Consider the following 16,590-nt stretch of genomic DNA (forward strand, 5'->3'; position numbering starts at 1 on the left):
TCTAATAACGGATTAAATTCGTAAAAAAGCACATTAATCCCCCTAAAAACGAATATCTTCCTCCCCTTAAAATGTCATTTATTAATCACATTTGCAATCAAATCATGACTGATTTTACACTAACTAACCAAAAAAATAACTTATGAAAAAAAACAAACATGACAAGATGTTTTTTCTTGAAGGAAATTATCTAAAACTAATTTTACTGCTGTTTATGTGTATTCTTTCGACCACAACGAATGCACAGGAAAGTTCGATTTCAGGAAAAGTAGTCGATAATGCAGGACTGCCTTTGCCAGGTGTAAATGTACATGTTAAAGGAACAACAAAAGGAACCCAAACAGATTTTGACGGAAACTTTACTATAACGACAGCTCCAAAAAGTACACTCGTTTTTTCTTTTATAGGAATGGATGAGGTTTCGGTGGAAACTGAAAATAAAAAGAACTTAAAAGTTGTGATGAAAGCAAGTTCTCAGGCACTTGACGAAATTATAGTCGTAGGTTATGGAACTAAAAAGAAAAGTGACGTAATTAGTTCTGTAGCTTCGGTTAAACCGGGTGATATGACTAAAGTTGCTACTTCTGACGTGGGGGAAATGCTGAGAGGTAAAGCAGCCGGGGTTCAGGTGTCATTAGCTGATGGCGGACCAGGAAGTTCTTCATCTATACAAATTAGAGGAAAAAAATCAATTAACGGAAGTAACGAACCTATCGTAATTGCAGATGGTATTGTAATAGGAAACATCAATGATATTAATGCCAATGATATTGCTTCTTTAGAAATTTTAAAAGATGCCGCTGCACAGTCTATTTATGGAGCAAGAGCTTCAAATGGGGTTATTTTAATTACAACCAAAAGAGGAAAAACAGGAAAGGCAAAAATTGCTTATAATGGTTTCTCGGGATTACAGACAATCAATAGAAATTTTGATATCTATAGCGGCGAAGAGTTTGCCCAGCTAAAAAGAGAAGCCTATAGAACAAGTAACAATGGTGTTTACAGACCAGACGATCAGGTTTTTTCTCCGCTTGAATTAGAATCGGTTCAATCCGGAAAATATATCGATTGGGAAAAATACGCTTTAAGAACCGGAGTTACCAACAACCACAGTTTAAGCGTTTCATCGGGTACAGATAAAACCAGCATTTTTACGAGTTTAAATTACATTAATACTTCGGGCGTTGTACCCAATACCGATTTCGAAAAAGTAGCCATGAGAATTAATGTTGACCAAAGAATCACCGACTGGCTTAAAGTGGGAATGAATCTTTCGCTTCAGTTTTCGGAGTCAAATCGTCCAAATGTGGGGAACATTTTAAATAATGCCATTAATACCTCGCCATTAGGTAAAATTTACAACGACGATGGTTCGTTCCGTCATCTTCCGGGTGGAATTCAGGAAACGCCAAATCCGCTTATTGATATTTATGAAACCAATACAAATGAGTTAAACAGAAATGACATTATGAATGTATTTCTGGATATCAACATCTTAAAAGGTTTTACTTATAAATTAAATGCCAGCAGAAGATCGTGGAATTATAAAGCAATGAATTTTAATTCTTCGAGATCACTTTCCGGAATTGCAAATTCCGGACAAGGAAGCGGCAGTATTCTTTTTAAAGATAATGTAGAATATCAGTTTAGTAATATTTTGAATTATAACTTTAAACTGGCTGAAAAAAATCATTTCAGCGCAACAGGAGTTTACGAAATAACATCATCAGAATACAATGAATTTAAGAATACAGCAAATAGAATTCCGAGTGATATTTTAGGAATTTATGGTCTTGAAAGTGCTTTTCTGAACACGCCGGAAATTGGCGGTAACGAGCGTTCTTTAATTTCATTTGCCGGAAAACTGGAATATGATTTTGACAGCAGATATTATTTTACTGTTTCGGGCAGAGCCGATGGATCATCTGTATTTGGTAAAAATAATAAATGGGGATTTTTTCCTGCTGTAAATGCGGCCTGGAATGTTTCGAATGAAAATTTCATGAAAGAACACGTTCCTGTATTGAGCAATTTAAAATTAAGAGCCAGTTATGGTAAAGTAGGGAACCAGCCAAAAGATCCGTACCAAAGTATGGCAGTCGCAGATCAGAGAGATTATATTATAAACGGAATAAAAGTATCAGGTTATGTTCCGGGTTCGCAATTGTCTAATCCGGATTTGCGCTGGGAAACTTCAACACAGTTGAACCTTGCGGCCGATTTTGGTTTATTCAAAAACAGATTAACAGGAACGGTTGAGGTTTATAATACCGACACTTCAGATTTATTGATTTATGAAACTTTAAATGCCAATACAGGATATACAACCAAATTGTCCAATCTGGGGAAAGTAAATAACAAAGGTTTAGAGATTACTTTGAATGGGGATTTAATCAAAAAACAAGATTTTAGACTGAGTCTTGGTGCTACTTTTACCAAAAACAAAAACAGTATCGTAAGCATTTATGGTAAAGATGCCAACGGAGACGGAAAAGAAGATGATTCTGTTGGAAATCTATGGTTCATCGGGAAACCAATTGATGTGTATTACCGCTACAAAGCCGTTGGAATTTATCAGCAGGGCGAAAATATTCCAATTGTTACGGGAACAACTCTGTATCCGGGAGACATAAAATTATACGATGCAGATCCGTCAAACGGAGCAAATCCAAATCCGGATCAGGATAGAGTAATTACTTCAAAAATGCCGGACTGGTTCGGAACTTTTTCAGTGAGTTTAGAATACAAACGTTTCGATTTCTCAGCAGATATTTATACTGTTCAGGGTGTTACAAGAGACAATTTATTTTTATATGATTATGTAAAAGGAGGTTCTTTACGTGGAGTGAAAAACGGTGTTAAACAAGATTACTGGACACCGGAAAACCCAGGAGGAAACTGGCCGAGACCAAGAGACGGAAACGATCCGCCATATATCAATACTTTAGGATTACAAGATGCTTCTTATGTGCGTTTGCAAAACGTATCTCTTGGGTTTAAGTTTCCTGAAAGCACGCTTAAAACATTGGGATTAAGTAATATGAGGCTTTATGTAACAGGAAGTAATTTAATCACCATTACAGATTATCAATCCTACAGTCCTGAAAAAGACATCAACGATTATCCGGAACCTGTTACTTGTGTTATAGGCTTGCAAGTAGGTTTCTAACAGCACATTTAAGACATCAATAAAATAAAAATAACAAGATCATGAAAAATATAAATTTTCTATTTGTTTTGATATTCGGGCTTTCTTTAGGATTGACTTCGTGCGAAGATTTTCTGGAAGAAAACGTAAAAGATCAGATTTCAGTAGATTATATCTACAGTTCTCCGGCAGGATTAGAAGTTGGAGTAAACGCACTTTACAACCAGATGAGGTATTATAATTCGCCATCTGGAGATAATAATGATTTATGGGCCAATGTATTCTTTATGGTTGCCACCGATTTAGGATTGCACAGAACCTGGAATACACCTTACGGAACAGGGCATAATCCGCAGTCTTTTACGGGATCAAAATGGATTCAGGGATATAAAATTATCGACAGATGTTCGGCCATAATCACTTCGGCAAGATCTATTAAAATGGATGAAAATGCGAAGAAAAGATTGGTAGCTCAGGCACGTGTTATAAGGGGTGAACTGTATTTGGATTTAAAGCAAATGTACGGCGGAATCTTAATCGATACTATTCCAACAACTCCTGAAAACATTAATGATGCAGTCGAATACAAAGTAGCCAGCGATGCTGATGTTTACAAATTAATCGATGGCGATCTGGATTATGCTATTGCCAATCTTCCGTATAAGGTAGATGCAGGTCGTTACGGACAAGGTGTTGCAAGACACATTCGCGGTAAAAGTGCTTTATGGCAACAAGACTGGGCAGGAGCAGCAGCGCAATTTGATGCCATTATCAATGACGGAACTCACGGTTTAGTGCCATTGGCTGAGGTTTGGGGACAAAACGCCAACCATAAAGAATCACTTTTTACCTATCAAAGAGATTTTCTATTAGGCCCGAGTGATGATTTGGCAGGTGGCGGCGGTTTTTGGCTTGGAAGTGTTTTTACACAAAGAACATACGAGTTAAATGCAAACGAACTAATTCAGGATGTGGCTTACGGAGGCCAGTCTTTAGGGTGGTTTTATCCGAACAATTATTTAAAATCACTTTACGATCAGGCCAATGATTTAAGATTCAAGACCTATTATTATTCTGATAATTATCTGGATTATAAAATCAATGTTCCGGGTAACCCAAAATTTGGCCAGCCTATTACCAATCCGGCAATTGCGGCTCCAAACGGAAATTACAGAGCCTGGCACTGGAGTTTGAAAAAATACCATGATACAGAAAAACTACCTATGACTTCAAACAGTTACAAAGATTATATGTATTACAGATTAGCCGAAACCTATTTATTGGCATCTGAAGCACATCATAATCTGGGCAACGATACAAAAGCTTTGGCTTACCTGAACAAAGTAAGAAGAAGAGGTTATACCGGAAATCCCGAAAGTACAGTGACGACTTTTGATTTGACAGCCTGGACATTAAATAATTATTTAGATGAATCGGCCAGAGAACTGGCTTTCGAAAACAACAGATGGTTTTTGCTAAAACGATTAGGACTTTTAGTAGAAAGACAAAACTTATATTTCCGTTCAAGTCCTTCGGGTACGCTTGCAGGTGAGGTACCTCTTAAAATGACTCCGGCAATGATCAATATGCCAATTCCTCAAACTCAGATTGATTTAATGGGGAAACCGGCAGGATTTAATGTGGGGTATAATTAATTAAAATCAAGTTTTTGTTAGTAACAATAGATCTGGAAATCGAATTTAGTTTTGATTTCTGGATCAAATAAAAAATAACACGATGATAAAGAAACAATATATTTTAGGCCTGTTAACCGCTTTGTTGTTTGTCTCTTGCAGCAACGACGAAAAAACAGTTTTCATCAACGTTGATGATAATGGATCTCCGGTGAATCCAACTCCAACTCAGACATTAAAAGAAAAAGCAAAGTTTAAAATTGGCGCGGCAGTAAAAATGAAAGATCTGCAAAACGAAGCTAATTTTAAAAATGCAGTTTTAAAACATTACAGCCAAATCACCGCCGAATATGAAATGAAAATGGCTAGCATTTGGACTTCTGCCACAGCATACAATTATACTGCAGGCGATTATCTGGCTGCTTTTGCCAAAGACAATAATATGGAAATTCACGGACATACACTGGTTTGGTACGATTCGTTTCCGGAATGGTTCAATAATGCCAAATACGATTCAATTGCATTCGAAGCCAAAGTCAAAGTTTATATTACCGATGTCGTAGGACATTATAAAGGAAAAGTAAAAAGCTGGGATGTAGTAAACGAGGTTTTTGCAGATGGAGGAGCTTTACGAAACGAAGCCGTTATCAATCCACTATTTAAAGATCCGATTGGTTTTTACGGAAGATGTTTTAAATACGCAAAAGCAGCAGATCCAGATGCTAAATTGTTTTACAACGACTACAGTGTGGTGATTGATGCAGGAAAAAGAGCAGCCATCAAAAAAATGGTAACGAGATTCAAAGCCAATGGAGTACCGATTGATGGTGTGGGAGATCAGTTTCATTATGGAACCGATACCAACCGACAAACCATGAAAACCGGTTTTACAGATCTGGCTTCAACAGGATTGTTAATTCATATTTCAGAATTGGATATTAAAGTAAATACCGGAAAATCAGATTCGTATGTGTTTAATGATGCCGAAGCGCAAAAACAATCTGAAACGTATAAATTCATCACGACTATGTATGAGGAACTTCCCCAAAATCAAAAATTTGCGATCTCAACCTGGGGCGTAACCGATAAATATACCTGGCTGACAAGCTTCTGGCATTCAAAAGAATATCCGTTGCTTTTAGATGCTGACTATAATAAAAAACCGGCTTATCAGGGATTTTTAGACGGGTTGAAATAGAGTTTTTAAAATTTAGATAGAGAATAGAATATAGAGCGTAGAGAATAGAAAATAGAAGTAAGAGACAAGAAGCAAGATTAGGTGAGGAATACTTCTCTATTTTATTCTCTAAAAAAAACAAGAATCAAGATTTGCTGAGAAGTCTATTCTCTTTACTCTTTCTTCTATTCTCTTAAAAAAAAATAACAAAAAAAAGAAATCATGACCACAAAACTAAATCATATAGCTAAATTAAAATACTTGTTTGCAATGCTTTCAATAGGTTTGTTTTCCTGCGAAAGCGATGTACGTGAAGTGTATCTTTATAACAAAGGAAAATTAGAAGCCACTTCTACCAATACTTCTGTTAAGGCGGGAGAAACCGTAACTTATACTGATTCGTCGACAAAAGTACGTGCCATAAAATGGATCTTTCAGGGCGGATCGCCTGGTTCATCAATAGACCCAAAGGTTGAGGTAAAGTATACCAAAGGCGGTACTTTTACGACTACTTTAGAAATCACCTTTGTTGATAATACTATAGAAAAGAAAACCTTTGCCGTTGAGGTTGAAGCGCCTGCAACTCCACCAATCGTTATTCCGGCTGATGCCCTTAAAATTTATTCTGAAAACCCTGATTTTACTAAAATAGCTCCTGTTTTAAACTGGGTTTCAAGCAATCAATTTGTAATTAAAGAAGTTGCAGTTGATGGCTATGAAGGCGCTTATAGAAATTTTTCGCTTCCGGCCACGCCACCTGCAGCAGAAGCTAAATGGGCAATGGCAATTCTGTCGTTTGTAAATTTCACAGATATTTCATCTTACACTTATATCAATATGGCGGTAAGAACAACGAGCACGGGAAAAATCAGATTTAGAATGAAAGATGCCGCTAATACAGGATATGTAGAATTTGATGCCACAAGTAATTTATACGGACTAAAAAGAGATGGAAGCTGGAACATGGTTAAAATTCCAATTGCTGAATACAAAAAACAAAATCCGGCATTAGACCTGACAAAAATCAAAGATATTTTGGTATTGAGAAGCGTTGATCCCGAAGATATAAGAACTTTAAATAATTACGTTTTCGATTTTGATCATATCTATTTATCTAAAAACTAAACCTAAAAAGCTTTGTCAAAGTTTAAAACTTTGACAAAGCTTTACAAAAACACCTCCTAAGTTTTTCAAAAAATAATTAAAAACGAATTTAATGAAGCATTCCCTTTATGTATTGTTCTGTTGCATCAGCCTGATTTCCTTGCAGGCACAGAACAGTATTAAATATCAAAAAGTCGAAGCCAGACAAAATGCCCTGGATCCAAAATGGATTTCTTATGAAGCCAAAACCGTCGACAAACTACCCGGATTTAAACCTAAAAAACAACCTGATATTTCAACTTACGGAGGATGGAAAACCTGGCAAAAAGAATCCACAGGATTTTTTAGAACCCAAAAAATAGACAACAGATGGTGGATCATCGATCCCGAAGGTTATCCGTTTATTTATAAAGGAGTTGCCGTTTTTAATGCAGGACGTTCTGTAAATCAGCAAAAAGCATTTGATAAAAAATTCGGAAGTCCTGAAAACTGGCTCAAACAAGAAACAAAATTACTTCGCGATAACGGATTTAACGGAGTAGGCGCGTGGTCAAATGTAGAATTAGTTAGAAAAGGAGAAAATCCGCTGGTTTATACGGTAATTATTTCGCCAATGGGCATGTATCATTCTGATCATATTAAAAAATACGGTGGAAAATACAAAGAAGCCAGCTGGCAGAATTATCGTTTTGATTTGGTTATGGTTTTTGATAAAGAGTTTGATGCTTACATCGAAAAATCGTTCAGAGATGTTTCTCAATATAAAAATGATAAGTATTTGATGGGTTATTTTACTGATAACGAGCTTCCTTGGTATAACGATGCATTAGATAAACATTTAACTTTATTGGCCAAAGATGAACAGGGATATATTGCTGCGAAAGAATGGTTAGACCAAAGAAAAGGTTTTAGCGCTTCAACCTCAGATATTACTCAGGAAGATCGTATGGCCTTTACCGCTTTTTATTTTGAAACTTATATGAAAAAGGTAACGGCGGCGCTTAAAAAAGCAGATCCAAACCATCTTTATTTAGGATGCCGTTTTAATCAGGATAAAGAACAGGAATTAACCAATCCGGAGATTTTTAAGGTGGCCGGAAAGTACATGGATATCATTTCGATAAACCATTATAGAAAATGGGAGCCAAGTCAGGAATTGATGAATAATTGGGGAGAATGGTCAGGAAAACCGTTTTTAATTACAGAATGGTACACCAAAGGAGAAGATTCAGGTTTGCCCAATAATACCGGAGCCGGATGGCTGGTTCGAACGCAAAAGGAAAGAGGGCTTTTCTATCAGAATTTCACGTTGGAATTGCTTAAAAATAAAAATTCGGTTGGCTGGCATTGGTTCAAATATATGGATAACGATCCCGAGGATTTAACTACTGATTATTCAAACAGAGATTCAAATAAAGGTATTGTAAACAGTGCATTTGAGCCTTATCAACCTTTATTAAAAGAGATGAAAATAATCAACGATAATGCGTTTGAACTGACGCGTTATTTTGATAAGATGTAATTTTTTTTAAACACATAGAAACATAGATTTTTAGAATAGAAAAAGAGTATAAAAAGAAACCAGTTTCTAACACATAGATAAGCTATGTGAATTTAAAATAGTGAAACGCCTTTAACCACAAACAAAAACTATGTTTCTATGTGTTTATTAATTAGACTATAATTAAAAATAAAAAACAATTTAGAATATGAGAAAAATAATAATGCTGTGTTTTACTTTTCTGGTTTTTGGGAAAGCAATGGCACAGGAAATACCGTTACTATCTAATATTTCATCTCGAAATAACATCACCTTAAACGGAAAATGGAGTTACATCGTAGATCCGCTCGAAAACGGATATTACGATTATCGTTTACTGCCGTTTAAAAACAATGGATTTTTCGAAAATAAAAAATGGAACACCACAGATTTAACCGAATATAATTTTGCAACTTCGGCCACGATGGATATTCCGTCTGACTGGAACAGTAAAGACGAAAGATTGTTTTTTTATGAAGGAACAGTTTGGTTTCAGAAAGATTTCAATTATAAAAAGAGTTCTCAAACCAAAGGTATTCTTCATTTTGGAGCAGTCAATTACGATGCAAAAGTATATGTAAACGGAAAATTGGCAGGAAGTCATGTTGGAGGTTATACACCTTTTAATTTTGATGTAACCAATTTACTGATCGACGGAAATAATTTTGTGGTAGTAAAAGTCGACAACAAACGCCATAAAGACAATGTTCCAACGGTAAACATGGATTGGTGGAATTACGGCGGAATCACCAGAGATGTGACTTTAGCGCAAGTTCCGAATACTTATATTGAAGATTATCTGGTTCAACTGGATAAAAAAGACAAAACAAAAATTTCAGGCTGGGTAAAGCTCAATAGCGAAACTGCAAATCAATCTGTTTCGATTAGCATTCCCGAATTGAAAATCACGAAAAATGTTACTACCGATGCCAAAGGAATGGCTTATTTTGAAATAAAAAGTAAACCAGTTTTATGGACACCTGAAAATCCGAAACTATACGAGGTTGCGATCAATAAAGCCGATGAAAATATTACAGATAAAATAGGTTTTAGAACCATTGAAACCAAAGGAAAAGAGATTCTGTTGAACGGAAAAAAAGTCTTTTTGCGCGGAATCAGTATTCACGAAGAAGCACCCTTTAGATCCGGACGAGCATGGTCTACAGAAGATGCCGTTACCCTGCTGACCTGGGCAAAAGAATTAGGATGTAATTATGTTCGTCTGGCGCATTATCCGCATAACGAGAACATGGTAAAAGAAGCCGAAAAAATGGGTTTGATGATCTGGTCTGAAGTTCCGGTATACTGGACGATTTCATGGACAAATCCGGATACATACGCGAATGCCGAACGTCAATTACACGACATGATTTACAGGGATAAAAACCGTTGCGGCATCGTAATCTGGTCAATTGCAAACGAAACACCGCATGGCGACGACAGAGATGTTTTTCTGAGTAAACTGGCTAAATATGCCCGTACACAGGACAATTCCCGTTTGATAAGTATGGCGATGGAAGTCACCAAAAGTCCGAATAATGTAAATACACTTCATGATAATATGAACGAATATGTAGATATTGTAAGTTTTAACCAATATCTCGGCTGGTACAGAGGAACCAACGAATCCTGCAAAGACATGCAATGGGTGATTCCGTATAACAAGCCTGTAATTATCAGCGAATTTGGCGGTGAAGCTTTGCAGGGATTACACGGCGATAAAAAAGAACGCTGGAACGAAGAATATCAGGAAGAATTATATGTTCAAAACACGCAAATGTTCAATCGTATCGAAGGCCTGGCAGGAGTTTCGCCCTGGATTTTAGTCGACTTTAGATCACCACGCAGACAGTTACCCAACATTCAGGATTTCTTTAACCGTAAAGGTCTGATTTCAGATCAGGGAATCAAAAAGAAAGCATTTTATGTAATGAAAGACTGGTATGCACAGAAAGAAAAGGAATATAAATAAGTGAAATTTAGATAAAGTTGGAGAAGCCTTCAAAGTCAGTTTTGATTTTGGAGGTTTTTTGTATTAGGAATTTGGTGTTTTTAGTAATTAAAGTTTCTTTGCGGGTTCGAATCCTTCTTTCTCTGCTAAGGCAAAAAGGTGTCAAAGGCAAAGAATAAAAAAAAGAAAACCCCTAACATTTGTTAAAGGTTTCAAGTTCAGCGGAGGAAGAGGTTCTGCATTGAATTATTAAATACGCTAGTAAATAATGGGCTTAATATATTATTTAAGAATAGGCACAGAAAAAAAGTGTACCTTGAATTTTTAATCAATTTATTTGAAATAATATAAAGAGCTAGAAAATACATGTCAACTTTAAATTTCAGAACTTTTGAGATCTAAAATTGATATTTTTTAACGATTAATAAAATTTTTATTCTTAAAGAATTTTATTAATTGTCTTTTTGTAGTAGTCGTAAGTAAATGATTTAATCCTTAATTAGCTATGTCTGCATATTTTATAAGCATTGATATTAAGAATATTTTTCATCAATATATTTAAATGTATTTGATAATTCTAGCTCTTTTAACTCGATATATGATGTAAGTTTGTGTTGATTCGAAATTAGAAAATATTCTTCTTTACAATATTCAACAAGTTCATCACTAAAATTATCAATTATTGAAAATATTACATCTCTTAATTTTTCAATATCATTAATTTCAAGAGCGAAATCTTCACTAATTTGTTTCTTTAATCTGCTTCCATGCCCAATAGAGTTCCTGTTAGCCAAAAGATGGGAGTCTATATATTTTTCTCTTGATTCAATTTGAGTTTTGTATTGGAGACCAATTACAGACAAAATATTTTTAAAAACTTTAGGATTAAGATTAGAATGGGTATTTATTATCGTATTGTCGAAATCATTTTCAACATCTAGCTCATTACTTTCGTTATTATATCCTGTTTTAATTTTAAATTTAATCTTATCAGCATTGGATAATTTTGATAAAACGATTAGTTCATTCTGAAGAGTTAAAGCTTCTTTGGATGCAATACATTGATTTATTATTCCCTTAAGAATAACTGCTCTAAAGTTTTCTGTTAGTTCATTTAAAAATTTTTTTGAATCAGAAATATAATTTAAATATAACTTACTACTTCTTTTTATATATCCTTCCCAATGAGCATATAGAAGTAAGATTATAGATTTTAGCACTACTTCTTCACCAGTTTGTTTAGCAATGAGTATTAAGTCAGAAAGTTCCTTTTTTCTCCAACCTAAGTCTTCCTCTAGTAATTCTTCAAGTTTATTTAGTTTCATATTTTAAAGTATTCCTTTGAGAAATCGATCATACTTTTCATTCTGTAAATTGCTTTATTACCTCTTTTCGAAAATTCTAAGAAATCATCATTAGAGTACATAGATTTAATCTTTTGGATAAATTCTTCTACATTTTGGTCTTCGATTTTGTCTATGTTTAGAGCTACTCCGGAAGCTATTGCTTCAAAACTTGAATTCGAAAATGCTCTCTCAAATTCGTTTTTATCAGTGTTATACTTTTTGAAAACATCATGCCCTAACGATTTATATAAAAAATCAAATGTTCTTTTAAAAATTTGTATTTCTTGATCAAGATTGAAATCATCATCACTTATAAGCTTAATTGTTTCATTATCAATAAAATCACTTAGTAGAAGAGTGGATGTTCGATACGTACTAAAATCTATGTTATTGTGTTTTGCAATAAAAAAACGTAAAATAAGTTCCATATGGTATTCAATGTTGAACTTTCCTTCTTGTAAATTGAGAGAATTTTTAAATGCTGGATAGCTTTTTAGTTCGTCCAATTTATTGTAGAAATCTTCATCTAGCATTATTATTAAGCAATTTCTAATTTCTTGCGCTTCAAGATGTAATCCTCCAGTGTTTAATCTTTGAAAAAGTTCGTACTGTGCTTGTATGCTATTTTCGGTAAGGATTATATTGATACTAAACTTAGCTCTTTTTAATGTTCTCTTTATATCGTCTGTTAAAGTTTCCCACGTAAAGTTTTCTAATGAAGGAAGCTTCTTGGTCGTGGTTAATTTTAGAGGTTCTTTTTTTTTAGTTTCTCCTGTTGCTTGGTCTTTATATTGAAGTTCTCCAGTTAGTTGCAAAATCGTCGACAATCGCTGAAGGCCATCGACAACACTCCATTTACTATTTTCTTTTTGTGCAACGAAAATAGGAGGTAACGGTATACCTAATAAAATAGATTCGATGAATTTCGATTTTTGTTGGTCATCCCATCTAAATAGGCGTTGATAAGCCGGTGCTAATTCTAAATCACCATCTTTGTAAAGATTGATAATTTCTCCAATCGACATACTAAAACTATCTGTTTTGATTTCTTTACGTCCTGTATTCAATTCTTCTATTAAAAGATTAATATTTTGCATAAGTTTTTAGTTTTGAAATATGTTTTCTAATTTAAAAAATTCATTTACAATGGTATTTATATTGTAAATAGAATAATCATTCGATTCTATTATTTTGTTCCCAATTTCTTTAATTTGAAATAAACTTGGAAATTTCATTTCTCTAAGTTCTGTGGCACTTACATTTACATTTCCATTAAAAATTTGAAAATAAGTATCAAATAATTCACTGTTTAATAAACCACATAAACCTGAAACTTCGTTTTCTTCTAAATGTCCGTCTTTCCGGTATATGTAATTTACCCTGTTTTCAACTCCAATGTACTGTGTCTCGATAAAATTACTAAAATAAGGAGCAGCTATCAATCTACTTTTGTCATCCTTGGTGCTAAATCTTCTTAAAAGTATATAATTTTTGTTTTGCAACAATGAAGCTTGTGAACCTTTATTGACGATGATATATTGACCTTTCTCTTTTAAAATTTTAGGCCAATTTAAACTCATTTTTTCGACATTCTGGAGCCAAAATAAAGGTGCAATATCATCAGTCTGTTTTTTAGATTCATATCGGATATGATCTAGGTTACGGAAATATACAACAGGACCTGTTGAAATTTGAATATCGTGGTTAGATAATCGATTTGTCCATGAATTTACAAGTTGTAATACGGAGATTTCACAATTATTACTTGGCAAATAAAGAATCTTTTCGGCAGATTCTAAGTTAATTAAATCTTTAGTAAAATAGTTTTTTATTTTATTTTCTGTAATGTCTTTTATACCCTTACTTGAAGTTAGCGATATTCTTTTATCCAATAATATGTTGGTTTTAGTCGCTTTAATGATGACAGTTTCTTGCAAAACTTTATCTCTATTAAAAGTATCTCTGCGAGATTTAAATAAATGGATATTATCAATTTGGACTGAATTAAAAAAACTATCTCTAAACCCTCTGAAATATTTTCCAGAAGCGAAGCTTCTTGGAGTAATGGATATGAATTTTCCGTTATTTTTTAATAATTTTACAGACAGAGACATAAATAACGAATATATATTGGATTCGCCACTTATAAATCCCTTTGAAGCTAATGCTCTTTCATCCATTTTACCCAATTTAAAGTATGGTGGATTGGAAATAATGACATCGAATTTTTCGTAATCATTATTTTTTATAATTGTAAGATTATGTAATATGAAGTCATTATTACAAAGTTTATATTCAAAAGATATATTCTTTTTGTTTAGCCAAATTTTTAGGTAATTAAGGACAAGCTCTGAGTAGAAAATTAGATTGGAATCAGTCTCGTATGCAGTTACTGATATATTACGAATCTGATTACATTTTGCAATAAGATTTTCGATCAGCGCACAGGTTAAAATTCCCAAACCAAATCCAGGATCTAATACTGTTACAGTTTTCTCGTCGTAATCACAATATGATGCCATGAGATTTGCAACGGAGGAAGGTGTAAAAAATTGACCATTTTCTTTTTTATGCTTTAGTGATACAAATTTTGCATATTGAATTGCAAGTCGATCGGAATAGTCACTTGGAGATTCCAGGTTTAAAGTTTCTGTACTTATGTGTTCTTTCATTACTTGCAAATATAGTAAAATTGGGAAATAGTATATGTAGAACTAAAAGGCGTGATATAGTTTAGATTTTAAGCACATTATAAAAATATCAAAATTCTGTAAAAATATACTTGGTAGATTGGGAGAATAAGAATCATATACAATAGTATGTACTTCCAACAGTTGTAATTTAAATACTGTAATTTTGGTTCATCGAGGATTACAGAAATAAATTATCTTTGAATTTAAATATTTGATTATGGAAAATTTAAAATATAGCCTTAGCTCATTGCAAGAAAAGGCAAAAGAACGTACTGTCAAGACTCAAAGTATTGAATACGATATAGAAACATTAATTAAAAAAATTGAGCGAGGAATCATAAAGTTAGATCCTGATTATCAAAGAAGACATAGATGGGATGAAAAAACTTCATCAAGATTAATAGAGAGTCTCATTTTAAACATACCAATTCCAACAATATATATATCGCAAGACGTTGATGTTGATTCAGAGACAGAAGAATTTAGATTTTCTGTAATTGATGGTCAACAACGACTCACAGCAATGTTTAATTATTTAAAAAATAAATTTGCATTAATTGGATTGGAAGCATTAGAGGAACTTAATGGTTGTTATTACAAAGATTTGCCTCCATTTTTAGTTAGAAGACTAGAGGAAAGAAGTGTTAAATGCTTGAGAATAGATTCAACAATTGATTCGCAAGTGAAATTTGATATTTTTGAAAGACTAAATTCCGGATCCGTTAAATTAGAAGCTCAAGAACTACGTAACGCTGTTTTTAGTGGAAAGTTTAATGAACTTTGCAAAAGACTTTGTACCAACAGCAATTTTAGAACTCTTTTGCAGATTGATCCAGCTTATCCAGATGAAAATAATAGGGTAAAAAAAATGGAAGATGTTGAAATTGTATTGCGATTTTTTACTTTAATAAATAATAACTATGAAAATTATAAGAAAAGTAAAGATAGAGGTTTTACTGATTTCTTATCTGAAACCATGAAAAATTATGCCACTATTAATGACATCGAATTGGCAATACTTAAGGAAAAATTTGAAGTAACTTTTGAAATAATTAATCGCGACTTTGGACCAACGGCTTTTGCGAAATTTAAAAACGATCAAGGAAAATTAAAATTACAATCCAAATATAATGTTGCTGTTTTTGACGCTCTTGCAATTAGTTGTCACGATCTTATTTTTAATGAAAATATCAAAGAATTTAGCTCTCATAAAGAAGATTTTGCAAACCTTTTTTTGCAGGAACAATTTTATGAATCTATTTCTGGTAGTTATCTAGATATAACAAAACTTAAATATAGAATTGAAAAAGTTAAAGAAATCTTGAGATGACCCAAACATATATAAATTTGCGGTTTGAGCAAATTGAAAGGAGGTTTGATGAAGTTGAAAGATTATTAAGATTAGCTTATCTTAATCAAGATGATATCGAAATGTATCAATCTCTATGTCGCTCAGCTCATGTTATGCTTGTAAGTCATTTTGAAGGATTGTATAAAGATATTGCTAAAGATGTTATTGATGATTTAAATGCTAATTGTAAATTTTATGAAATAAAAAAAGCAATATTTCGGACTCATTGTGGATATTTTATTCATCAAAATGAATCTGATAAGTCGTCTGAAACTCTGAGGAATCGACTTTGGGATGCTTTTAAGGAATATAAGTGTGAATTAGTATCTCTTCCTTTTTTATTTGTGGATAATAAAAATCCGACACCACAAATACTTGAAACTATTTTAGAAAAATTTGGAATTAAAAATTTTTTTTCATCGCTAGATGGATCAGAATTAGATGTTGTTTTTGAGGATCAGAAAACAAAAATGTTAAAAATTAGGAATAAGTTATTAAAGTACACAAAAAAATCTACTCAAACGTTTCCATATACTGTTGATGTAAGCATTTACAATCCGGTGACGAAAACAAATGAAAAAAAGAGAACTCTATGGGAAGATTTTATAAATAATTTTTTAAAGGAGAGACATAATATAATTCATGG

The 16,590-nt window shown here is 33.4% G+C and carries 11 protein-coding genes; 8 read left to right on the forward strand and 3 right to left on the reverse strand.

Annotated features, from left to right (window positions below; all coding sequences use genetic code 11):
* The first annotated feature begins 142 nt into the window (after positions 1 to 142).
* From BKM63_RS11520 to BKM63_RS11545, 6 genes are all read left to right on the forward strand, one after another.
* The gene (locus BKM63_RS11520) at positions 143 to 3,169 is read left to right on the forward strand and encodes a SusC/RagA family TonB-linked outer membrane protein (protein WP_071636721.1); all 3,027 of its coding nucleotides are present in this window, start codon (positions 143 to 145) and stop codon (positions 3,167 to 3,169) included.
* Between the two features lie 41 nt (positions 3,170 to 3,210).
* A complete protein-coding gene (locus BKM63_RS11525; protein ID WP_071636722.1) occupies positions 3,211 to 4,803 on the forward strand; it encodes a RagB/SusD family nutrient uptake outer membrane protein in 1,593 nt (530 codons plus the stop codon).
* A gap of 82 nt (positions 4,804 to 4,885) precedes the next feature.
* On the forward strand, positions 4,886 to 5,980 hold the full coding sequence (locus BKM63_RS11530) for an endo-1,4-beta-xylanase (protein ID WP_071636723.1): 1,095 nt from the start codon (positions 4,886 to 4,888) through the stop codon (positions 5,978 to 5,980).
* Positions 5,981 to 6,181: 201 nt separating this feature from the next.
* Positions 6,182 to 7,084 carry a PKD domain-containing protein gene (locus BKM63_RS11535; RefSeq protein WP_071636724.1) on the forward strand — a complete coding sequence of 301 codons (903 nt, stop codon included), beginning with the start codon at positions 6,182 to 6,184 and terminating at the stop codon, positions 7,082 to 7,084.
* 91 nt (positions 7,085 to 7,175) lie between these two features.
* Positions 7,176 to 8,585, forward strand: coding sequence for a hypothetical protein (locus BKM63_RS11540; protein WP_071636725.1), 1,410 nt, complete (start codon positions 7,176 to 7,178; stop codon positions 8,583 to 8,585).
* 187 nt (positions 8,586 to 8,772) lie between these two features.
* A complete protein-coding gene (locus tag BKM63_RS11545; RefSeq protein WP_071636726.1) occupies positions 8,773 to 10,575 on the forward strand; it encodes a glycoside hydrolase family 2 protein in 1,803 nt (600 codons plus the stop codon).
* A gap of 512 nt (positions 10,576 to 11,087) precedes the next feature.
* On the opposite strand, the gene BKM63_RS11550 is transcribed toward BKM63_RS11545, so the two are convergent.
* Genes BKM63_RS11550 through BKM63_RS11560 form a run of 3 tightly spaced genes read right to left on the reverse strand, consistent with a single transcriptional unit; the run spans position 11,088 to position 14,572 of the window.
* Positions 11,088 to 11,879 (reverse strand): MAE_28990/MAE_18760 family HEPN-like nuclease, encoded by a 792-nt coding sequence (locus BKM63_RS11550; protein WP_071636727.1) that lies wholly within the window; start codon positions 11,877 to 11,879, stop codon positions 11,088 to 11,090.
* Positions 11,876 to 12,997 (reverse strand): DUF262 domain-containing protein, encoded by a 1,122-nt coding sequence (locus BKM63_RS11555; RefSeq protein ID WP_083572222.1) that lies wholly within the window; start codon positions 12,995 to 12,997, stop codon positions 11,876 to 11,878. The genes BKM63_RS11550 and BKM63_RS11555 overlap by 4 nt, the downstream gene beginning before the upstream one ends.
* Positions 12,998 to 13,003: 6 nt before the next feature.
* Complete coding sequence (locus tag BKM63_RS11560) at positions 13,004 to 14,572, reverse strand: Eco57I restriction-modification methylase domain-containing protein (RefSeq protein WP_071636728.1); 1,569 nt, start codon at positions 14,570 to 14,572, stop codon at positions 13,004 to 13,006.
* A gap of 238 nt (positions 14,573 to 14,810) precedes the next feature.
* Here BKM63_RS11560 and BKM63_RS11565 point away from each other — a divergent pair, with 238 nt between their 5' ends.
* Positions 14,811 to 15,923 (forward strand): DUF262 domain-containing protein, encoded by a 1,113-nt coding sequence (locus tag BKM63_RS11565; protein WP_071636729.1) that lies wholly within the window; start codon positions 14,811 to 14,813, stop codon positions 15,921 to 15,923.
* Positions 15,920 to 16,590 (forward strand): HEPN domain-containing protein (locus BKM63_RS11570; protein ID WP_071636730.1); only part of this gene is annotated, 671 nt, incomplete at its 3' end. The genes BKM63_RS11565 and BKM63_RS11570, both read left to right, overlap by 4 nt.

Source organism: Flavobacterium johnsoniae (assembly GCF_001879205.1).
Lineage (GTDB): Bacteria > Bacteroidota > Bacteroidia > Flavobacteriales > Flavobacteriaceae > Flavobacterium > Flavobacterium johnsoniae_A.